The sequence below is a fragment of the Roseivivax sp. THAF197b genome, assembly GCF_009363255.1.
Lineage (GTDB): Bacteria > Pseudomonadota > Alphaproteobacteria > Rhodobacterales > Rhodobacteraceae > Roseivivax.
Genome location: NZ_CP045318.1, coordinates 2,396,385 through 2,417,699, shown reverse-complemented (window position 1 = coordinate 2,417,699; position 21,315 = coordinate 2,396,385). Strand labels below are relative to the sequence as shown.

General features: G+C 64.0%; 20 protein-coding genes. 11 read left to right on the top strand and 9 right to left on the bottom strand.

Annotation, left to right across the window (positions count from 1 at the left end; translation table 11 throughout):
* The first annotated feature begins 10 nt into the window (after positions 1 to 10).
* From FIV09_RS11760 to FIV09_RS11745, 4 genes are all read left to right on the top strand, one after another.
* Positions 11 to 1,324: a TRAP transporter small permease subunit gene (locus tag FIV09_RS11760; protein ID WP_152450127.1), complete on the top strand. Its 1,314-nt coding sequence runs from the start codon at positions 11 to 13 to the stop codon at positions 1,322 to 1,324.
* Between the two features lie 3 nt (positions 1,325 to 1,327).
* Entirely contained in the window at positions 1,328 to 2,686 is a 1,359-nt protein-coding gene (locus FIV09_RS11755) for a TRAP transporter large permease subunit (RefSeq protein ID WP_152450126.1), read from the top strand.
* 517 nt (positions 2,687 to 3,203) lie between these two features.
* Positions 3,204 to 5,021: a translational GTPase TypA gene (gene typA, locus FIV09_RS11750; RefSeq protein ID WP_152450125.1), complete on the top strand. Its 1,818-nt coding sequence runs from the start codon at positions 3,204 to 3,206 to the stop codon at positions 5,019 to 5,021.
* Positions 5,022 to 5,116: 95 nt separating this feature from the next.
* A complete protein-coding gene (locus FIV09_RS11745; RefSeq protein ID WP_152450124.1) occupies positions 5,117 to 5,761 on the top strand; it encodes a DUF6639 family protein in 645 nt (214 codons plus the stop codon).
* Positions 5,762 to 5,801: 40 nt separating this feature from the next.
* On the opposite strand, the gene FIV09_RS11740 is transcribed toward FIV09_RS11745, so the two are convergent.
* From FIV09_RS11740 to recA, 3 genes are all read right to left on the bottom strand, one after another.
* A complete protein-coding gene (locus tag FIV09_RS11740) occupies positions 5,802 to 6,110 on the bottom strand; it encodes a DUF1330 domain-containing protein (RefSeq protein WP_152450123.1) in 309 nt (102 codons plus the stop codon).
* Between the two features lies 1 nt (position 6,111).
* Positions 6,112 to 8,772 (bottom strand): alanine--tRNA ligase, encoded by a 2,661-nt coding sequence (gene alaS, locus FIV09_RS11735; protein WP_152450122.1) that lies wholly within the window; start codon positions 8,770 to 8,772, stop codon positions 6,112 to 6,114.
* A 165-nt stretch (positions 8,773 to 8,937) separates the two neighbouring features.
* Complete coding sequence (gene recA, locus FIV09_RS11730) at positions 8,938 to 10,002, bottom strand: recombinase RecA (RefSeq protein ID WP_152450121.1); 1,065 nt, start codon at positions 10,000 to 10,002, stop codon at positions 8,938 to 8,940.
* A gap of 187 nt (positions 10,003 to 10,189) precedes the next feature.
* On the opposite strand from recA, the gene FIV09_RS11725 reads away from it, so the two are divergent.
* Positions 10,190 to 10,783, top strand: a complete 594-nt coding sequence (locus FIV09_RS11725) for a gamma-glutamyl kinase (RefSeq protein ID WP_152450120.1) — start codon at positions 10,190 to 10,192, stop codon at positions 10,781 to 10,783.
* A 4-nt stretch (positions 10,784 to 10,787) separates the two neighbouring features.
* Here the strand turns inward: FIV09_RS11725 and FIV09_RS11720 are convergent, their stop codons facing one another.
* The 6 genes from FIV09_RS11720 to FIV09_RS11695 all read right to left on the bottom strand — a co-directional run bounded on the left by FIV09_RS11720 (position 10,788) and on the right by FIV09_RS11695 (position 16,450).
* Entirely contained in the window at positions 10,788 to 10,901 is a 114-nt protein-coding gene (locus FIV09_RS11720) for a DUF2474 family protein (RefSeq protein ID WP_152450119.1), read from the bottom strand.
* Entirely contained in the window at positions 10,901 to 11,905 is a 1,005-nt protein-coding gene (gene cydB / locus FIV09_RS11715; protein WP_152452555.1) for a cytochrome d ubiquinol oxidase subunit II, read from the bottom strand. Before cydB ends, FIV09_RS11720 begins: the two co-directional genes overlap by 1 nt.
* A 7-nt stretch (positions 11,906 to 11,912) precedes the next feature.
* Positions 11,913 to 13,328, bottom strand: a complete 1,416-nt coding sequence (locus FIV09_RS11710; RefSeq protein ID WP_152450118.1) for a cytochrome ubiquinol oxidase subunit I — start codon at positions 13,326 to 13,328, stop codon at positions 11,913 to 11,915.
* A gap of 142 nt (positions 13,329 to 13,470) precedes the next feature.
* A complete protein-coding gene (locus FIV09_RS11705) occupies positions 13,471 to 15,207 on the bottom strand; it encodes a SulP family inorganic anion transporter (protein ID WP_216646425.1) in 1,737 nt (578 codons plus the stop codon).
* Positions 15,208 to 15,334: 127 nt separating this feature from the next.
* Positions 15,335 to 16,210: an MBL fold metallo-hydrolase gene (locus FIV09_RS11700; protein ID WP_152450117.1), complete on the bottom strand. Its 876-nt coding sequence runs from the start codon at positions 16,208 to 16,210 to the stop codon at positions 15,335 to 15,337.
* 24 nt (positions 16,211 to 16,234) lie between these two features.
* Positions 16,235 to 16,450 (bottom strand): DUF2892 domain-containing protein, encoded by a 216-nt coding sequence (locus tag FIV09_RS11695; protein ID WP_152450116.1) that lies wholly within the window; start codon positions 16,448 to 16,450, stop codon positions 16,235 to 16,237.
* Between the two features lie 213 nt (positions 16,451 to 16,663).
* Between FIV09_RS11695 and FIV09_RS11690 the strand changes: the two genes are divergently transcribed.
* From FIV09_RS11690 to paaE, 6 genes are all read left to right on the top strand, one after another.
* Positions 16,664 to 17,524: a PaaX family transcriptional regulator C-terminal domain-containing protein gene (locus tag FIV09_RS11690; RefSeq protein WP_216646956.1), complete on the top strand. Its 861-nt coding sequence runs from the start codon at positions 16,664 to 16,666 to the stop codon at positions 17,522 to 17,524.
* A gap of 73 nt (positions 17,525 to 17,597) precedes the next feature.
* Positions 17,598 to 18,590: a 1,2-phenylacetyl-CoA epoxidase subunit PaaA gene (gene paaA / locus FIV09_RS11685; RefSeq protein WP_152450114.1), complete on the top strand. Its 993-nt coding sequence runs from the start codon at positions 17,598 to 17,600 to the stop codon at positions 18,588 to 18,590.
* An 11-nt stretch (positions 18,591 to 18,601) separates the two neighbouring features.
* Positions 18,602 to 18,901, top strand: coding sequence for a 1,2-phenylacetyl-CoA epoxidase subunit PaaB (paaB, locus tag FIV09_RS11680; RefSeq protein WP_152450113.1), 300 nt, complete (start codon positions 18,602 to 18,604; stop codon positions 18,899 to 18,901).
* Positions 18,901 to 19,704 (top strand): 1,2-phenylacetyl-CoA epoxidase subunit PaaC, encoded by an 804-nt coding sequence (gene paaC / locus FIV09_RS11675; protein WP_152450112.1) that lies wholly within the window; start codon positions 18,901 to 18,903, stop codon positions 19,702 to 19,704. Before paaB ends, paaC begins: the two co-directional genes overlap by 1 nt.
* Complete coding sequence (paaD, locus tag FIV09_RS11670; protein ID WP_152450111.1) at positions 19,698 to 20,219, top strand: 1,2-phenylacetyl-CoA epoxidase subunit PaaD; 522 nt, start codon at positions 19,698 to 19,700, stop codon at positions 20,217 to 20,219. Before paaC ends, paaD begins: the two co-directional genes overlap by 7 nt.
* A gap of 12 nt (positions 20,220 to 20,231) precedes the next feature.
* Entirely contained in the window at positions 20,232 to 21,302 is a 1,071-nt protein-coding gene (gene paaE / locus FIV09_RS11665) for a 1,2-phenylacetyl-CoA epoxidase subunit PaaE (protein ID WP_152450110.1), read from the top strand.
* Positions 21,303 to 21,315 lie beyond the last annotated feature (13 nt).

Sequence of the window (21,315 nt, the reverse complement as noted above, 5' to 3'; positions counted from 1 at the left end):
GGGACAGGACATGCCCAGCATAAGCTTCACGCTTCCGCATTGGCTCTATTGGGTGGGGCTGATCGTCTTCCCGCTGATCGCCATGGCGCTGGCCAAGCGCCCGAAGGTCGTTCACAAGCAGTATTCCGTCGCACTGGGTTACATGATCCTCGTGACGGGTGGCATGCTCGGCCTGCACCGGTTCTATCTGAAGAACCTTTTGGGATTTCTCTTCATCCCGGTCTTCATCGTCATTCTCTATGCCAACGGACAGCAGCAGACCGCGCGCACCGTGGTCTCGAACCTCGCCAACGAGGAACGGGTCGCACAGCGCGTGATCGAGCGCGAAGAGGAGCGGGTCACGCAGGCGCGCGAAGATATCGCCGGGCTGCGCACTGACTTGGCCGAGGCCGAGGAAGGATCCTTCCAGCAGCGCGCCGCAGAGCGCCGGGTCGAGCGCGCCGAGCGCACGATCGAGCAGGGGCAGGAACGACTCGATGAGGCCCAGGCCTCGCTTACGGAGCTGTCCGCCCCGCTGGAGGAAGCCCGCGCGAACCGGGTCTTCTGGGACAACACGGTCGGACGCAATGCGCTTTATCTGCTGCTGGCGATGATGGCGATCGACGCGCTTCTGCTGCCCATGCTGGTGCGCCGCGCCAATGCGAACCTGCCCGTGGAGGTCGAGACCGAAAACGACCGCAAACTGCGCGAGGCGGGCATCGGCGTGATGGAGGAGGACAGCCGCTTCGCCAAGAACTGGATCGACCGGCTGTGTCTGTTCGCGGGCGAATTCACCGCCTATTGGGCCGTGATCGCCGTCTTCGTCTATTATTTCGAGGTGATCTCGCGCTACGTCTTCGGCAGCCCCACCAACTGGGCGCATGAGGCGATGTATCTGATGTTCGGGATGCAATACCTCATCGCGGGCAGCTACGCGATGCTGACCGAGCAGCATGTGCGCGTCGATATCTTCTACGCGCCGCTGCCCAAGAAGAAGAAAGCCTGGGTCGATATCGCGACCTCGATCTTCTTCTTCATCTTCGCCTTCACGCTTCTGGCCACAAGCTGGATCTTCGCGATGGATGCAATCGCCGTGCCCTCGGGCAACGGACTTATCAGCCAGTGGGCGCGCGGGGAGATCCCCACGGGCGAGATGCTGGCCAACTGGAACATGGCCCAATGGACGGACAGCAATATCCGCTGGGGCGAGATTTCCTTCAACGAATGGGAGGTGCCTTTGTGGCCCATGAAATGGGTGATGGTGATCGGAGCATTGCTGCTCGTTCTGCAGGGGGTGTCGAAGCTGATGAAAGACATCCAGATCGCAATGCGGGGGGAGGCCTGATCCATGGGACTTGAGATCGGTATCGGGTGGCTCACCCTGATCATGTTCGGCACGCTTCTGGTGCTTCTGATGGCGGGCCTGCCTTTGGCCTTCGTCACCGGTGGCCTGGCTTGCGTGTTCCTCTTCATCCTGGGCGACGAGCGCGCCCTCAACATCGTGCCGTCACGTATCTTCCCGCTGATGACGAACTATCAGCTCTCGGCCATTCCACTCTTCATATTCATGGCCGCGATGCTCGAAAGGGCGGGGATCATCAACGACATGTTCGACGTGATCTACAAGGTCCTGGGCGGCGTGAAGGGTGGCCTCGCGGCCGCGACGATCCTCGCCTCCACGGTCCTTGCGGCCATGGTGGGCGTGATCGGGGCTGCGGTCGTGACCATGGGCATCATCGCGCTGCCGGCGATGCTCAACCGCGGCTATGATCCGAAGATCGCCATGGGTTCGATCATGGCAGGCGGCACGCTGGGCATCCTGATCCCGCCCTCGATCCTCGCCATCATCTACGCGGTGGTGGCCGAGCAATCGGTGGGTGAGCTCTTCATCGGCGCGGTCATTCCGGGCCTTCTGCTGTCGGGCATGTACATCGTCTACGTGCTGGTGCGCAGCTTCATCAACCCGCAAGTCGGCCCGCCGATCCCGGTCGAGGAGCGCATCTCGACGGCCGAGAAAATCAAGCTGCTGGGCAACATGTCCGCGCCCATCGTGCTGATCGCGCTGGTGCTGGGCGTCATCTTCTCGGGCGTGGCCACGCCCGTGGAAGCGGCGGGCATCGGCACGTTCGGCGCCTTCATCGTGGCGGCCATTCACCGCAAGCTTGACTGGCAGACGGTGCGCGAGGCGTCGCTGACGACGCTGAAGGCCTCGGCCATGGTGATCTGGATCATGTTCGGCGCGACGATCTTCGTGGGCCTCTACGTGCTCGAAGGCGGTCAGCAATTCGTGCAGGACAGCCTGGCCGCGACGGGTCTTGGCCCCTGGGGCATCGTGATCCTGATGCAGGTGCTGCTGGTGGTCCTGGGCATGTTCCTCGACTGGGTGGGCATCCTTCTGCTCTGCGTGCCGATCTTCGTGCCGATCGTGAAGGCGCTGGGGGCTGCGGCCTTCGGGCTCGACGATCCCAACGATCTGGTGCTGTGGTTCGGGGTTCTTTACCTTGTGAACATGCAGATGAGCTTCCTGTCGCCGCCCTTCGGCTACGCGCTCTTCTACCTGCGGGGCGTGGCACCGCCGGAGATCCCGATGACGGACATCTTCAAGGCCGCACTGCCCTTCCTGGCGCTTCAGATCGTCGGTCTGGTGATCTGCATGCTGTTCCCGCAAGTGGTGATATGGCTACCCAACATTGTCTACGGGCCATAGGGCCCGACAGAGCGACACAGGGAAGGGGCGGTCTTCGGGCCGCCCCTTTTTACTTTGTCGGGGGGGGACGGGGTTTTTGCCATGGCATGTGTTGGGGGGAATCCTCGGGACAGGCCCGAGGGTGACGGTTTCTTGTCTCCAGCCGAGCGAAGTTACCCCGAGCGCGGAACAAGGCTGCTTGCAGCCGCCGCGCTCGAGCGCCTGCCCGGCCCGGCGGGCTGGCGCTTTGGTGACACCAGCGCTTGCGTTCGACCTGTAGAGGGGCGTGGCTGGGATAAAGCGCTTGCGTTTCAACGTAGCAGCGCCATCCCCCAGAACAGGCGCGCGAGCGTGGAGCATGTGGCCTTGATCACAGTTGCCGCACTTCGGCCATGCAATCCCTCGCGGCTGCGACGAGAGCGCCAGCCGTGGTTCCGGTCCCAAAGTCACGCGCGGACACGCCCAAACGAAAACTGCTGGCCTTTTCCCGGTCCCCGCTATAGGTCGCGCGCAACTCTCGAGATATTGGATACCCGACATGGACCTGCGCAACGTCGCAATCATCGCTCACGTGGACCACGGCAAGACAACCCTGGTGGACGAGCTTCTCAAGCAATCCGGCGCTTTCCGCGAAAATCAGCAGGTGGCCGAGCGGGCGATGGATAGCAACGACCTCGAACGCGAACGCGGCATCACCATCCTCGCCAAGGCCACCTCGGTCGAGTGGAAGGACAGCCGCATCAACATCGTGGACACGCCCGGACACGCCGATTTCGGCGGCGAGGTGGAGCGCATCCTGTCGATGGTGGACGGTGTTGTCCTCTTGGTCGATGCCGCCGAAGGTCCGATGCCGCAGACGAAATTCGTGACCTCCAAGGCGCTGGCGCTCGGCCTGCGTCCCATCGTGGTGCTGAACAAGGTCGACAAGCCCGACGCCGAGCCCGACCGCGCGCTCGATGAGGTGTTCGATCTCTTCGCAAGCCTCGGTGCCAATGACGATCAGCTCGATTTCCCGCATCTCTACGCCTCGGGTCGGTCCGGCTGGGCCGATGCGGAGCTTGATGGCCCGCGCAAGGACCTCACGGCGCTGTTCCAGCTGATCGTGAACCACGTGCCGCGCCCCAAGCAGCAGAAGCGCCAGGACGAGGACTTCCGCATGCTGGCGACCACGCTCGGCGCCGATGCTTTCGTGGGACGGATCCTGACGGGCCGGGTGGAGACGGGCAAGCTGAAGGTCGGTGCGACGGTGCAGGCGCTCAGCCGCGTCGGTCAGAAGATCGAGCAGTTCCGCGTCACCAAGATCCAGGCCTTCCGGGGTCTCGGCCAGCAGGACATCGAGGAAGCGGTCGCGGGCGACATCGTCTCCATCGCGGGCATGTCGAAGGCCACCGTGTCGGACACGATCTGCGCGCTTGCGGTGGACGAGCCGCTCGATGCGCAACCCATCGATCCGCCGACCATCACCGTGACCTTCGGCATCAATGACAGCCCGCTGGCGGGCCGCGACGGCAAGAAGGTGCAGTCGCGTGTCATTCGCGAACGCCTGATGAAAGAGGCCGAGTCCAACGTCGCCATCAAGATCAAGGACACGCCCGGCGGCGAGGCCTTCGAGGTGTCTGGCCGCGGCGAATTGCAGATGGGCGTTCTGATCGAGAACATGCGCCGCGAAGGGTTCGAGCTGTCGATCTCGCGCCCGCAGGTGATCATGCGCGACGGCGAGAACGGCCTCGAGGAGCCGGTCGAGGAAGCCACGATCGACGTCGACGACGATTATTCCGGTGCGGTGATCGAGAAGCTCACCGGCGCGCGCAAGGGCGAGCTCGTGGAGATGAAGCCCGCTGGGGCCGGCAAGACCCGCATCGTGGCGCATGTGCCCTCGCGCGGCCTGATCGGCTATCACGGCGAATTCCTGACCGATACGCGTGGCACCGGCGTTCTGAACCGCGTCTTCCATGGCTGGACGCCCCACAAGGGCCCGATCCCGGGTCGGCGCGCGGGTGTTCTGATCTCGATGGAGAACGGCGAGGCAGTGGCCTATGCGCTGTGGAACCTCGAGGAGCGCGGCAAGATGTTCATCGGCGCGCAGGCCAAGGTCTATGAGGGCATGATCATCGGCGAGCATAGCCGCGAGAACGACCTCGAGGTGAACCCGCTCAAGGGCAAGAAGCTCACGAACGTGCGCGCGTCGGGTACGGATGATGCGGTGCGTCTGACCCCGCCCGTGATCCTGAACCTCGAAGAGGCCATCGCCTATATCAACGATGACGAACTCGTCGAGGTGACGCCGAACGCCGTGCGTCTGCGCAAGCGCTTCCTCGATCCGCATGAGCGCAAGCGCCAGTCGCGCACGTCCTGATCGGCGACTTGATGCGCGCGGGATGCGCCGGGCTTTGCGTTCGGCGCGTCCGCCTCTAAGCTTGTCCGATGGGGGCGTGTCTTCGCATCGTTGGAATGCCTGTGCTGCTCTGTGCAAGCGTCGCCGCAGCAGAGGCGCAGCGTTGCGACAATGGCGTCGTCGCAACTGTCGACGTGCCGCCCCCTCTGGCCGCCCGGATTTGCAATGCGGCGGATGCGGCGCTGTCGCTCTACGAAGCCTGCGATCTGTCGCTGTCCGGGCCGGTGGTCATCACCGTCACGGACCGGATCGAGCCGTCCTGTTTCGGCGTGTTCCATTGCGGCGAGGCGCGGATCGAGCTTCTGACGCCCGATGCGATGGGGGAGGCGCTGCGCGATGAAAGCGTCTTTGCCCATGTGCCGCCCGAGCGGTTTTTCGACAGCGTCGTGGTGCATGAACTGACCCACGCGCTTTACGATCAGGTCGAATGCCCGTTCCCGAGCTGCATGGCGACGGCGGAATACATGGCCTACAGCTACCAGATCGAAAGTCTGACGCCGGAAGATCGCGCGCCGATCATGGCCGCCGAGGGCGCGGACAAGCACGTGCCGCGCGACATGATAAATCCGTTCATCGTGATGATGGCGCCCGACCGGTTCGCAAGCGCTGCCTGGCGGCATCTGCAGCAGCGCGACGATATCTGCGCTTGGCGGCAGGGGATCATGTCAGGCACGATCCTGTTCGATCATGAAACCCCTTGAGGCGGGCGCGCGGATGCCGCGAGGCTGGCGGCCCTATCCTCTAGGCTTCGGGCAATTCCACAAGGATCAGGTCGCGGTCGGAGGCGCCCTTCGCGTGGCTCAGCGCTTCCTGGTAGGCGTCCGACCGGTAGCAGGCCTCCGCCGCCTCGAGCGACGGGAAACGCGCCACCACATGGCGCTCGCGGTCCTGACCGTCTGCGGTCTTGTTGCCTTCGAGCACGATATAGGCGCCGCCGCGGGCCATGAACTCACCGCCATGGGCGGCGATGGCCGGGCCTGCCAGCTTGGCGTATTGGCCGTAGGCGTCGGCATCCGTCACATGCACATGGGCGATCCAGAGTGCGGGCATCTTATCCTCCGATCACGGCTTCCGCCGCCTTGATGGCCTGGTCTGCATTCTCGGCCGAGGCGGCACCGCCCTGGGCCATGTCGGGACGTCCACCGCCGCCCTTGCCGCCAAGCGCTTCGACCGCGGCCTTCACCAGGTCCACCGCCGACACCGTGCCGGTCAGATCGTCGGTCACGCCTGCGGCCACGGCGGCCTTGCCGTCCGCATCGGCGACAAGCAGGATCGCGCCCGAGCCGAGGCGCTTCTTGTGCTCGTCGATGAGCGGGCGCAGGTCCTTGCCCGACACGCCGGACAGGACCTGGCTCAGGAATTGCACACCGCCCACATCGCGCGGCTCGGCCCCGCCGCCAGAGGAGGCGCCGCCGCCCATGGCGATCTCGCGCTTCAATTGAGCCACTTCGTTCTGCAGCGCTTTCCGCTCGTCGAGAAGGGCGCGCAGCCGGTCGGGCAGGTCGGCGGCCGAGGTCTTCATCTCGCCCGCGAGGCGCGCCACCATCTGGTCCTGCGCCCGCAGGTGATCGAGCGCGGCCTGTCCGGTCAGCGCTTCCACGCGGCGGACACCCGCCGAGGATGCGCTGTCGCCCAGAAGCGTGAACAGGCCAATCTCGCCCGTGCGGCCCACATGGGTGCCGCCGCAAAGCTCGATCGAATAGGTGTCGCCATTCGTGCCTTTCTGCGCCTCGGGATCGAGGCCCATCGACACGACGCGGACCTCGTCGCCGTATTTCTCGCCGAAGAGAGCCTGTGCGCCCAGATCGCGAGCGTCGTCCGGTGTCATGATCCGGGTCTCGACGGGGGCGTTCTGGCGGATGTAATCGTTCACCTCACGCTCCACGGCCTCGATCTCATCGACGGTCAGCGCCTTGGCATGGCTGAAGTCGAACCGCAGACGGTCGGGCGCGTTGAGCGATCCGCGCTGTGCGACGTGATCGCCAAGCGCGCGGCGCAGCGCCTCGTTCAGAAGGTGCGTCGCGGAATGGTTCGCGCGGATATTGCCGCGCCGTGCATGATCCACCTCCAGCTTCGCAGCCTCTCCGGAGGCCAGCGCGCCTTCGGTGATCTCGGCGAAATGGATGAACACACCGGCGGTCTTGCGAGTGTCGGTCACGCGCGCCTGTCCGGCTTCGGTCGTGATCAGGCCGGTATCGCCGACCTGACCGCCGGCTTCCGCATAGAAGGGCGTCTGGTTCAGCACGATCTGCACGCTCTCGCCCTTGCTGGCGGTCTTCACCTCGGCGCCATCACGTACGAGCGCCAGGATCTGACCCTCGGCTTGCTCGGTATCGTAGCCCAGGAAATCCGTCGTGCCCTTGGCTTCGGCGATGTCGAACCAGATCTCGGCATCGGCCGCCTCGCCGGAACCGGTCCACGCAGCGCGGGCCTTGGCCTTCTGTTCGGCCATGGCCACATCGAAGCCGTCGGTGTCGACCTTGCGATCCTTTTCGCGCAGCGCATCCTGCGTGAGGTCCAGCGGGAAGCCGTAGGTGTCGTAAAGCTTGAACGCCGCTTCGCCGGGCAGGGCGGCGTCTTCGGGCAGCTTGGCCAACTCGTCATCGAGAAGCTTCAGGCCGCGATCCAGCGTCGACTGGAAGCGCTGCTCCTCGAGTTTCAGCGTCTCTTCGATCAGCGCCTGCGCACGGCCCAGCTCGGGGTAGGCACCGCCCATCTTCTGCACGAGGGCCGGGACCAGACGGTGCATCACGGGATCCTTCGCGCCCAGAAGATGCGCGTGGCGCATGGCGCGGCGCATGATCCGGCGCAGCACGTAGCCGCGTCCGTCATTCGAGGGCATCACCCCATCCGCGACCAGGAAGGAGGTGGAGCGCAGATGGTCCGCGATCACCCGGTGGTGCACGTTGCCGGGGCCATCCGGTTCGGTCGAGGTGACATTGGCCGAGGCCTCGATCAGCGCGCGCATCAGGTCGGTGTCGTAATTGTCGTGCTTGCCCTGCAGAAGCGCGCCGATCCGTTCCAGCCCCATGCCGGTATCGATCGACTGCATGTCGAGCGCGCGCATGGAGCCGTCCTCGAACTGCTCGTTCTGCATGAAGACGATGTTCCAGATCTCGATGAAGCGGTCGCCATCTTCCTCGGGGCTGCCCGGCGGGCCGCCCCAGATGTGATCGCCGTGATCGTAGAAGATCTCGGTGCAGGGGCCGCAGGGACCCGTGGGGCCCATCTGCCAGAAATTGTCCGAGGTCGCGATGCGGATGATGCGATCCTCGGGGATACCCATCTTCTTCCAGATCTCGAAGGCCTCGTCATCGGTGTGATAGACCGTGGCCAGCAGGCGCTTGTGATCGATGCCGAATTCCTTGGTGATCAGCTCGTAGGCGAAGGGGATCGCCTCGGTCTTGAAGTAATCGCCGAAGGAGAAGTTGCCGAGCATCTCGAAGAAGGTGTGGTGCCGCGCGGTATAGCCCACATTGTCCAGATCGTTGTGCTTGCCGCCGGCGCGGACGCATTTCTGCGAGGTCGTCGCACGGGTGTAGTCGCGATGCTCGACCCCGGTGAAGAGGTTCTTGAACTGCACCATGCCAGAATTGGTGAACATGAGCGTCGGGTCATTGCGCGGCACGAGCGGCGAGGAGGGCACAATCGTGTGCCCCTGCTTCTCGAAATAGTTGAGAAACGTGGAGCGGATATCGTTCAGGCTGGGCATCGGGCAGGCATCCGTGATCCGGGGGTCAAAAGGTTGCGCCGAGATGTATCGCCGGGGGGGGCGGGTGTCCACAAGGGCAGGGCGCAAAACGAAACGCCCCGGCGCTGTGGCCGGGGCGAGGAAAGCCCGCAAGGGCTTGAGGAGCTGTTGTGCCGGGTGGGGGCGTCAGCCCTCCATCACCGCGTCGTCGTCTTCCTTGCCGAGATCGAAATCGAGCCCATGGGCCGCGCGGATCTTGTCCTCGATCTCGAGCGCGAGGGCCGTGTTTTCACGCAGGAAGGTCTTGGCGTTCTCGCGCCCCTGGCCGATCCGTTCGTCGCCGTAAGAATACCAGGCGCCCGATTTCTCCACGACCCCGGCCTTCACGCCCAGATCGATGAGCTCGCCCATCTTGGAGATGCCTTCGCCATACATGATGTCGAACTCGACCTGCTTGAAGGGCGGGGCGACCTTGTTCTTGACGACCTTCACGCGGGTCGCGTTGCCCACGACCTCGTCGCGGTCCTTGATCGCGCCGATCCGGCGAATGTCGAGGCGCACGGAGGAGTAGAACTTCAGCGCGTTGCCGCCCGTCGTCGTCTCGGGGCTGCCAAACATCACGCCGATCTTCATCCGGATCTGGTTGATGAAGATGACCATGCAATTCGAGCGGCTGATCGAGCCCGTGAGCTTGCGCATCGCCTGGCTCATCAGGCGCGCCTGCACACCGACATTCGAATCGCCCATGTCGCCTTCGAGTTCGGATTTCGGCGTCAGGGCGGCAACCGAATCGACCACCACCATGTTGACCGCCCCGGAGCGCACCAGCGTATCGGTGATCTCAAGCGCCTGTTCGCCGGTATCGGGCTGCGAGATCAGAAGCTCGTCGAGATCGACGCCCAGTTTCTTGGCATATTGCGGATCGAGCGCATGCTCGGCATCGACGAAGGCGCAGACGCCGCCCTTGCGCTGCTGCTCGGCCACGCAATGCAGCGTCAGCGTGGTCTTGCCCGAGCTTTCCGGGCCGTAGATCTCGATGATGCGGCCCATCGGCAAGCCGCCGATGCCGAGCGCGATATCGAGCCCGAGAGAGCCCGTCGACGTCGCCTCGATGTCGCGCATCGCATTGTCGCCGCCCATCTTCATGATGGAGCCCTTGCCGAACTGCCGTTCGATCTGTGCCAGCGCCGAATCGAGCGCCTTCTGCTTGTCCGCGGTCTTCTTGCTGTCCATGGAGAGTAGGTCTGCCATATTGTGCCTTTCGGTCCTTATTCCACACCCGCAGGGGCGCGGCAATGACTGCGTCGTTCACCTCTTGTTCCGTTTTTTATGGGGTCAAAAGGAGAACATTTCAAGAAAATTCGACAGATCCAGCTTTTTCGGTTTCTGGTTAACGTCTAGTTTATGGCGCAACGAAAAAAGGCGGGCAGGGCAGGCAATGTTGGTTTTCTGGAAAGCGCGGCTCGTCATGCTGGCCGTGCCGAAAACGGGCACATCCGCCTATGCCAAGGCCCTGGCGCCCCATGCGGGCCTCGTGGTCAACGACCCGCCGGAGCTGAAACACGCGCCTGTCTATCGCTACAACCGCTTCTTCCGGCCGATGTTCGAGAAGATGGGCGCGGAGAGCATGGATGTGATGGCCGTGATCCGGGAGCCGATCTCCTGGCTCGGCTCCTGGTATCGGTACCGTCAGCGGCCGTTTCTGGATGGCAAGCGCGTCTCGACCAGGGATCTGTCCTTCGACGCGTTTGTCGATGCCTATTGCCGCGGCGATCGTCCGCCCTTCGCCAATATCGGCGATCAGTCGAAATTCGTCGAACCGCGCCCCAACGGAACAGAGGTCACGCATTTCTTCCGTTACGAGGATCAGGGGCGAATCGTAGGCTTCCTCGAAGACCGGCTTGGCGTGGCCATCGATCTGCCCCGGGAGAACGTCTCGCCCCGTCGGGATCTGAGCCTGAGCCCCGAGATCGAGGCCAAGCTGCGCCGCAAATGCGCGGCGGAATTCGATCTCTGGGAGGGGATCGGCTGACCGCTCAGACCGCGACCAGCCGGATGAGATAGGCCAGCAAGGTCAGCGCCAGAACCGAGGCGAGCCATATCCCCGCAAACCAGGCGAGCCGGGCCCAGACCGGACGATCCTCTGCCATCAGTGATAGCCCGAATTCTCGTCGATCTTGCCGCGGAACACCCAATAGGCATAGCCCGTGTAGATCAGGATGATCGGCACGAGGATCCCCGCGCCGACAAGCGTGAAGAGCAGGCTCGAATTCGGCGCTGCGGCTTCCTGGATCGTCATGCCGGGCGGCACGATATGCGGATAGAAGCTGATCCCGATGCCGATGAAGCAGACCACGAAAATGGCATTGGCCATCAGGAAGGGCTGCAGATCGAACCCGTCCCGCAACCCGGTGAAGAGCTTGTAGGCGATCACGGCGACGAGGATCGGCACGATCGCGGTCCAAAGCGATCCGGGGAAGGACAGCCAGCGCTCGAAATAGACGGCGTCCTGGAAGGGTGTGAGGGCTGACACGAGACCGATCATCACCAGTGTGATCAGCGCCAATGGCTTGGCCGCGTCCCGGTTCCAGGCCTGCAGGGCGCCTGCGGTCTTGAGATTGATCCAGGTCGCGCCCAGCAGCGCGTATCCCACGATGAGCGCGATCCCGGTGAAGACGGAGAAGGGCGTCAGCCAGTCGAACCAGCCGCCGGAATAGGCGCGCCCCTCGAACTCGATTCCTTGCACGAGGGCGCCGAGCGCGATGCCTTGCGTGAAGGCCGCAACCACCGAGCCGCCGAAGAACGCGACCGACCAGAACCCCTTCCAGCGCTGCGTCCGCCAGCGATACTCGAAGGCAACGCCCCGGAAGACGAGCGCCAGAAGCATCAGGATGATCGGGATATAGAGGGCGGGCATCACCACTGCGTAGGCCAGCGGAAACACCGCAAAAAGGCCGCCTCCGCCCAGGATGAGCCATGTCTCATTGCCATCCCAGACGGGGGCGACCGTGTTCATCATCACGTCCCGCTCCTTCTCGGAGCGGGCGAAGGGGAACAGGATGCCGACGCCCAAATCGAACCCGTCGAGCACGACGTAGACGAGCACGGCGAAGGCGATCAGACCGGCCCAGATGAATGCGAGATCGAAGATCATCATTATCTCACTCCCCCGGAGCCAGCGTATCGGGTTTCAGTTGCGGCGCGGGGGTGATCCCCGCCGTACGGATCGGTCCGTCCGTGATATCGGGCGAGGTTTGATTGACGCGCTGTGACATCAGGCGCAGCAGGTAGAAGGTCCCTGCGCCGAAGACGAAGAAATAGACCACGATGAAGGCCATGAGCGACGCACCGACCGCGGGCGCATCCACAGGAGAGAGGCTGTCCGAGGTCCGCAGCAGGCCGTAGACCGTGTAGGGCTGACGGCCCACCTCGGTCGTGATCCAGCCCGCCAGGACCGCGACGAAGCCCGAGGGGCCCATGACGACGCTGGCGCGATGCAGCCAGATGGCCTCATAGAACGTGCCGCGCCACCGCGTCCAGGCGGACCATGCGCCGACGCCAAGCATCAGGAAGCCTAGGCCGACCATCACGCGGAACGACCAGAAGACGATGAAGACGGGCGGTTGATCCTCATCCGGGACAGTATCGAGCCCTTCTGTCGGATAGTCGAGCGGGTGCTCGAAGATCAGGTTTCCAAGACCGGGAATGCCGACCGCGTAATCCAGCCGCTGCTCCGCATCGTTCGGAATGCCGAAAAGATAGAGGGGTGTCCAACCGTCGGGGTGGCTTTCGTAATGACCTTCCATGGCCATGATCTTCACCGGCTGATGCTCCAGCGTGTTCAGCCCGTGCTCGTGACCGGCGAAAATCTGCAGGGGTGTCACGATCACCGCCATCCACATCGCCATGGAGAACATCTTGCGCGCCTCGGGATCGGTCCTGCGGCGCAACAGATGCAGCGCGCCGACCGCGCCCACCACGAAGGCGGTGGTGAGGTAGGCCGCCAGAACCATATGGGTGAGGCGGTAGGGGAAGGACGGGTTGAAGACGATATCCCACCAGTCCAGCGGCAGGAATTGCCCGTTCTCCGAGATCAGGAAGCCATCAGGCGTGTGCATCCAAGAATTGACCGACAGGATCCATGTGGCCGACATGAGCGTGCCGAACGCCACCATGGCCGTCGCGAACATGTGCAGCTTCTCGCCCACCTTTTCGCGGCCGAAGAGCATGATGCCCAGAAAGCCCGCCTCGAGAAAGAAGGCCGACAGCACCTCGTAGGCCATGAGCGGGCCGAGGATGGGGCCCGTCCGGTCCGAGAAAACGGACCAGTTGGTGCCGAACTGATAGGACATGACGATGCCCGACACGACGCCCATGCCGAAGGCCACCGCGAAGATCTTCTTCCAGTAATTGAAGAGGTTCTTGTAGACGGGATTGCGCTTCCAGAGCCAAAGCCCGTTCAGCACGGCAAGGTAACTTGCCAATCCGATGGAGAAGGCCGGGAAGATGATGTGAAACGACACCGTGAAGGCGAACTGGACGCGGGCCAGCGTTTCGGCGGAAAAGGCTTCAAACATCGGGAACTCCCGTCAGGGTATAATAAAGTGGGACCTAGGCCTTACGGCAGTCATGGAAAGCGCCTGTCGGCAATGAGATGCGCGCAAACATACTAGGTCTTTACGAGCACGCTTCGCGAACAGGCCTTTTGCCGCACGCGTCTCATTGTGCGGCGGTGGCCATGGGCGCCTTGGCCAGTGCCACATGCGCATCGTATTGCGACAGGAAGACCTGGCCGTTCAGGTGTTCGAGGAAATGCGTGCCCTGCAGACGATCCATGACCGGGCCCTTCACCTCCGACAGGTGCAGTCCGATGCCAAGCTCGGTGAGACGGGTGTTGATCTCTTCCAGCGTCTCGAGCGCGGAGTAATCCACGGCGTTCACCGCCGAGAACATCAGCACGACATTGCGCAGATGCGTATCCTCGGCCACGCGGGCCATGACCATGTCTTCGAGGAAGCGGGCATTGACGAAATAGAGGTTCTCGTCGACCCGCAGCGTCACGAGGCTCGGGCAGACCTCCACCCGGTGGCGCAGGATATTGCGGAAATGCTGGCTGCCCGGCACGAGCCCGACCTCGGCCACATGGGGCTTCGTCGTGCGGTAGAGATGCAGGAACAGCGACAGGATCACGCCGGAGGCGACGCCGATCTCGACGCCGAAGGTCAGCGTCAGCACGATGGTCGCGGCGACGGCTGCGAAATCCTGATGCGAATAGGCCCATGTTTTCTTGAGGATGCTCAGATCCACCAGCGACAGGACCGCGACGATGATCGTGGCGGCCAGCGTCGCCTTGGGCAGGAAATACACAAGCGGTGTCAGCGCCACGGCAGCGATGGCAAGGCCCGCTGCGGTGAAGGCGCCCGCCGCCGGCGTGGCGGCGCCCGCGTCGAAATTCACCACCGAGCGCGCAAAGCCGCCCGTGACCGGATAGCCCCCGGTGAAGGCCGCGCCCAGGTTGGCCGCGCCGAGGCCGATCAGCTCCTGATCGGGGTCGATGCGCTGGCGCTTCTTCGCGGCCAAGGTCTGCGCGACGGAGATCGACTCCACGAAGCCTATGACAGAGATCAGGATCGCGGGCACCAGAAGCGCACCGACCAGATCCGGCGAGAGGCCGGGCAGGGTCAGGGGCGGCAGACTTTGCGGCACGTCGCCCACGATGGCGACACCCCGGTCCTCAAGCGACAATGCCCAGGTGACGAGCGTCGTGGCGAAGACCGCCGCGACGGGGCCTGCCTTGGTCAGGATATCGGCCAGCATGGGTTTCAGGCCAAGCGCCAGAAGCCGGGGTTTCAGGCCCTTGCGCACCCAGAACAGGAAGCCCGTGGCCGCGATGCCGATCACCAGCGTGGCAAGGCTCGTCTGCTCAAGGTTGCCAATGAGGGACGCGATCATCTCGGGCAGGGTGTGGCCATGCGCCTCGACGCCCAGAATGTGTTTGAGCTGGCTCGCCGCGATCAGGATGCCCGAGGCTGTGATGAAGCCCGCGATAACCGGATGGCTCAGGAAATTGGCGATGAAGCCCAACCGGAATATGCCGAGGATCAACAGGAAGCCCCCCGACAGGAACGCGAGCGTCAGCGCCGCCACCGCGTAGCCCGCAGTGCCCTGTTCGGCCACTTGCCCCACGGCGGAGGCAGTTAACAGCGACACGACCGCGACGGGGCCCACCGCCAGCGCGTTCGAGGTGCCGAAGACGGCGTACAGCAGGATCGGCGCGATGGAGGCATAGATGCCCGCCTCGGGCGGCAGCCCCGCCAGAAGCGCATAGGCCAGCGATTGCGGGATCAGCATGATCGTCACGATCACCGCCGCCACCCCGTCATTCGTCAGCGCTGCGGTGTCGTAGCGCCGACCCCAATCGAGGATCGGCAGGTATTTGCGCAGCCGCTGGATCATCAGGTGCCTCTGTTCAGGGATTATCGTTCGGAGAAAGGAAAGGACGGGTCGGCGGGAGGAGAGGCCGACCCGTCAGGATGGCCGGGCCACAGGGAGCGAACCGGCGTCTTGGAGGGTGAAGCCGGACCTAAAGCCCGTTCACCGGAACCTTCAGCATCGGGCGTCCGTCCTTGTCTTTCGGTACTTCGCCCGCGCGCATGTTCACCTGCAGCGACGGGATGATGAGCTTGGGCATGGCCAGGGTCGCGTCCCGCTCGGTGCGGAACTTCACGAATTCCTCCTTGGTCTTGCCTGCGCCCACGTGGATGTTGTGGGCCTTCTCCTCGGCCACGGTGGTTTCCCACTTAATGTCGCGGCCATTGGGGCCGTAATCGTGGCACATGAAGAGCCGCGTCTCGTCGGGCAGGGCCAGCACCTTCTGGATCGAGTCGTAAAGCGTCTCCGCATCGCCGCCGGGGAAATCCGCACGCGCCGATCCGCCATCGGGCATGAAAAGCGTATCGCCCACGAAGGCCGCATCGCCGATGACATGGGTCATGCAGGCGGGCGTATGACCCGGCGTGTAGATCGCCCGCGCCTCCATGGTGCCGATCATGTAGGTGTCGCCATCCTCGAACAGGGCGTCGAATTGCGACCCGTCGCGCTGGAACTCGGTGCCTTCGTTGAAGATCTTCCCGAACGTGTCCTGCACGACCATGATCTTGGCGCCGATGCCGATCTTGCCGCCCAGTTTGTCCTGGATGTAGGGCGCGGCGGACAGGTGATCGGCATGCACATGGGTCTCGATGATCCATTGCAGATCGCAGCCCAGCTCCCGGATCCGGGCGATGAGCGCATCTGCGTGATCATAGGTGATCCGGCCCGCGGCGTAGTCGATATCCATAACCGAATCGATGATCGCGCAGGCAGTCGAGTTCGGGTCGCGCACGATATAGCTGATCGTGTTGGTGGCCTCGTCGAAGAAGCCTTCGACCTCCGGATGGAGCGGAGTTTGGTCAGTCATGTCATGTCTCCGTGGGACAGGGCGTCACTTGCGTGGGCAGGTGGACATCCCGAGCATGGTGTAAAGCGGACAGGAGCGCATCGCGGAGGTGACAAGCATCACGAGGCCCGCAAGCGCCGCGATCCATTTGAGCAACCCGGCCTCGAAAGCGGGCAGGCCCGACGCAAAAGCGAGGTATAGGAGAACAAGGCCCAGAAGGGCGCGGGCGATCCGGTCGATGGTGCCGACATTGGTGGTCATGAGGGGCTCCGATGCAGGTCGGGGCAGGGGCGCGATTGGCCTCTGCGGGTTTGGGTGATGTATTTGTATTCTGTTTTTTGAATATGTCAACCGTTGCAGCGTCGAATTGCATCACCAGAAACGCATCCTGTCCCCGAATTTGCATGACAGGCCGCGCGGCAAAGTTTACCTTCCCGTGCCATGACAGACCTCTTGCGCAAAGACCCGGGCGCTGTGCCCTCCGACCTTGCCTCCTGCCTCGCCTCCGGGCCGCCAAGGGCCACGGCCTTCATCGTCACGATCTATGGCGATGCCGTCGCGCCGCGGGGTGGTGTTCTGTCCATGCGCAGTCTCATCGAGGCGGGGCGCGCACATGGGCTGAGCGAGAGCCTCATGCGGACGGCGGTGTCCCGGCTGGTCACGGCCGGACGGCTTTCGGGCGAGCGGATCGGCCGAACCTCGCATTATCGCCTGACCGAGGCCGCGCAGGCGGAGTTCGGGGCGGCCGCGCGTATCCTTTACGACCCGCCCGTGGCGCCGCGCGGCTGGCTGTTTGCGATGACCGATGCCGCGCCCGGCGAGGGCTGGGCGGAAGTAGCGAGCGGCCTTTGGGCCGCCCCGGATCGCAGCGACATCGACCGTCCGGAAGGGCTGACCTTCGCGGCGGACGTGGTCGCCGGTGCGCCGGACCTGCCCACATTTGCCGCGGCGCATTGGCCGCTCGACGCGGTTGCCGCGGCCTATCGCACCTTTCTGTCTGATTTTGCACCTTTGCGCGCGGATTCTGCGGTTTTGCGCGACGTGTCTGCGGAAGCAGCGCTCGTCCTGCGGCTGCGGCTTGTTCATGCCTACCGCGCCGCGGCCCTCGCCGATCCGCGTCTGCCGGATGCGGCCTTGCCCGCGGACTGGCCCGGGGCCGCGGCCCGCGCGCTCTTCATCTCGGCCTATCTCGCGCTATCGCCCGGTGCCGATCTGCGCATCGCGCAGGTCTTCGAGGATGCGCAGGGCCCGCTGCCCCGCGAGACGGAAGCGACGCGGGACCGGATGCAGCGCCTCGGTCGGGAGGCGGCGCTGCATAACATCACACGAAAGTAGGCAATCCAGATTTGACCGTGATGCTTCTGGCGTGTATTGTTCAAGCGATAATTCCAGCTTGCTCGGAGGTCGCATGTACGCGCAGATGGTGAAATCGGAAGCTTCATCGGGGGAGATGACGCCCGAGGAGCGCGCATTCCAGGCCCGGATCGACGCGGGCGAGAAGATCGAGCCGAAAGAGTGGATGCCCGAGGGCTACCGCAAGACGCTGATCCGCCAGATCGGCCAGCACGCGCATTCCGAAATCGTGGGCCAGCTGCCCGAAGGCAACTGGATCACCCGCGCGCCCACGCTGCAGCGCAAGCAGATCCTGCTCGCCAAGGTGCAGGACGAGGCGGGGCATGGCCTGTACCTCTATTCGGCGGCGGAAACGCTGGGCGTGAGTCGGGACGAGCTCACCGAAAAGCTGCTCTCGGGGCAGATGAAATACTCGTCGATCTTCAACTACCCGACGCTGACCTGGGCGGATATGGGCGCGGTCGGCTGGCTCGTGGATGGCGCCGCGATCATGAACCAGGTGCCGCTGCAGCGCACCTCCTTCGGGCCGTATTCCCGCGCGATGATCCGCATCTGCAAGGAGGAAAGCTTCCACCAGCGGCAGGGCTACGCCATCATGATGAAGATGGCGCGCGGCACGCCCGAACAGCGGGAAATGGCGCAGGATGCGCTCAACCGGTTCTGGTTTCCGTCGCTGATGATGTTCGGCCCGTCCGACAAGGATTCGGTGCATTCCGCGCAGTCGATGCGCTGGAAGATCAAGATGAACACCAATGACGAGCTGCGTCAGAAATTCGTCGACGAGACGGTGCCGCAGGCGGAATATCTCGGACTGACCATTCCCGACGAGACCGTGCGCTGGAACGAGGAGCGCGGCCATTACGACTTCGCCGAGCCCGATTGGGACGAATTCTTCGAGGTGCTGAAGGGCAACGGCCCGTGCAACCGCGAACGGATCGAGGCGCGTCAGAAGGCCTGGGACGACGGCGCGTGGTTCCGCGATGGCCTGACCGCCTATGCCGAGAAATCCGCCGCCCGGCGCGCCGCGGCCGCCACCGCCGCGGAATAAGGAACGCCCCGATGAGCAAAAACCAGACCTCTAAAGAATGGCCCCTGTGGGAAATTTTCATCCGTGGCAATCACGGTCTGAACCACCGGCATGTCGGATCGCTGCACGCGCCGGACGCCGAAATGGCCATCCGCAATGCGCGCGACGTCTACACGCGCCGCAAGGAAGGCGTGTCGATCTGGGTGGTGAAATCCAACGACATCACCGCCTCCAGCCCGTCCGAGAAGGGTCCGATGTTCGATCCGGCGGAAAGCAAGGCGTACCGGCACCCGACCTTCTACGACATCCCCGATGATGTGGGGCATATGTGATGGCCGAGGTGATCGCGCTCGACACGGCCGATCCGCTTTTTGCTGCGGATCGCGCGGCGGCGTTCGATTGGCTCTGCCGGTTGGGCGACGCGACGCTGATCCTCGGGCACCGGTTGTCGGAATGGTGCGGCAAGGGCCCGGCACTTGAGGAGGATATCGCGCTCGCCAATGTCTCGCTCGATCTGATCGGCCATACGGAAATGTGGCTGGCGCTTGCGGGCGAAGTGGAGGGCAAGAGCCGCTCCGCTGACGATCTGGCCTTTCTGCGCGACGCGATGAAGTTCCGCAATCCGCTGCTGGTGGAGCTCCCCAATCGCGACATGGCGCTGACGACGATGCGCCAGTTCCTGTTCGATGCCTGGCATTACGAGATGCTGGACGCGCTCACCGACAGCCGCAGCGCCCGCGTGGCCGAGATTGCCGCGAAGGCGTTGAAGGAAGTCTCCTATCATCTTGAAAGATCGCAGGATCTGGTGATCCGCCTTGGCGACGGGACGAAGGAAAGCCACGCCCGGATGCAGGATGCGCTGGAGCGGCTCTGGCCCTATTCCGGAGAGCTTTTCGCTGCGGATCACGTGGATGAGGCGATGGCCGAGGCGGGTCTCGGCCCGGATCCGGCGCATCTCCGCGCGCCCTGGCGGGCGCTTGTCGAAGCGACCCTGGCCGAGGCCACGCTGGCACTGCCCGAGACGTCGGCCGATGTCCATCATGGCGGCAAGACGGGCCGTCACACCGAGCATCTGGGTTTTCTTCTGGCCGAGATGCAGTTCCTGCAACGCGCCTATCCCGGTGCAGAATGGTGACGTCGGTTCTGCCCGATATCGCAACAGTGCGCACTTGGCTGGATGAGGTGCCGGACCCGGAAATCCCGGTCATCTCCGTCACCGAGTTGGGCATCGTGCGCGACATCGCGTGGCAGGGCGACACGCTCGTCGTGGCGGTCACGCCGACCTATTCGGGCTGTCCCGCCGCCCGCGTCATCGAGATGGAGATCGAAGCGCATCTGCTTGGCAAAGGCGTCGAAAAAGTCCGCGTCGAACGACGTCTCTCGCCCGCCTGGACAACGGACTGGATCACGCCCAATGCCCGCGAAAAGCTGAAGCGCTATGGCATCGCGCCGCCCATCGACGGCACGGCCAGTGACGGGCGTCTGCGGTCCCGAGCAGCCCGGATGGCGGGCGGCAACATGGCCGTGGAATGCCCGCGCTGCGGATCGAGCCGAACGGAGGAAGTGAGTCGCTTCGGCTCCACCCCTTGCAAGGCGTCCTGGCGCTGCACCGATTGCCTCGAGCCCTTCGATTACTTCAAGTGCATCTGAGAAGGCCCTGATATGGCACGCTTTCATCCCCTTGAGGTCATGGATGTCCGGAAGACCACGCGTGATGCGGTCGTGGTCACGCTGAAGCCCGACGATGCCACGGCGGAGGCCTTCGACTTCACCCAAGGGCAATACCTGACCTTTCGCCGCGATTTCGATGGCGAAGAGCTGCGCCGCTCCTACTCGATCTGCGCGGGGCTTGATGACGGCGTCTTGCGCGTGGGCATCAAGAAAGTCGCGGGCGGGGCATTCTCGACCTGGGCGAACGAAAACCTCAAACCCGGCGACGTGCTGGAGGCGATGCCGCCTGCGGGGCGGTTCTTCACGCCGATCGAGCCCGAGACCGGCAAGCAATATCTGGGCTTCGCGGGCGGCTCCGGGATCACGCCCGTGCTGTCGATCATCAAGACCGTGCTCGCGCGCGTGCCCAAGGCGCAGTTCACGCTGATCTATGCCAATCGGCAGACCTCCTCGATCATGTTCCGCGAGGAGCTGGAGGATCTGAAGAACACCCATCTCGGTCGTCTGTCGGTCATCCATGTGCTGGAGGATGAGGGGCAGGAGATCGACCTCTTCTCGGGCCGGATCGACGCGGAAAAGATGGAGGCGCTGTTTCGTCATTGGATCGACGCGGCTTCCGTGGATACCGCCTTTATCTGCGGACCGGAGCCGATGATGCTGACCATCGCCGAGAGCCTGCGCGCGCATGGTCTGAGCGACGATCAGATCAAGTTCGAGCTGTTCGCCGCAAGCCCGCCGCGCCGCAACGCGCCGGTGCAGTCCGCCTCGGCCGAGGCGGTCGAGGGCTGCGATGTGACGGTCACGCTTGATGGCGTGACGCGCGCCTTCACCATGCCCATGGACGGCACGCCGGTGCTGGACGCAGCACTTGCGCAGGATATCGAAGCGCCCTGGTCCTGCCGGGCGGGCGTGTGCTCCACCTGCCGCGCCAAGGTGACCGAGGGCGAGGTGGAAATGCGCACGAACCACGCGCTGGAAGATGACGAGGTGCGCGCGGGCTACGTGCTGTCGTGCCAATGCATTCCGCTGTCCGAAAAAGTGTCGCTGACCTACGACGCGTGACGCGCGGAACGGC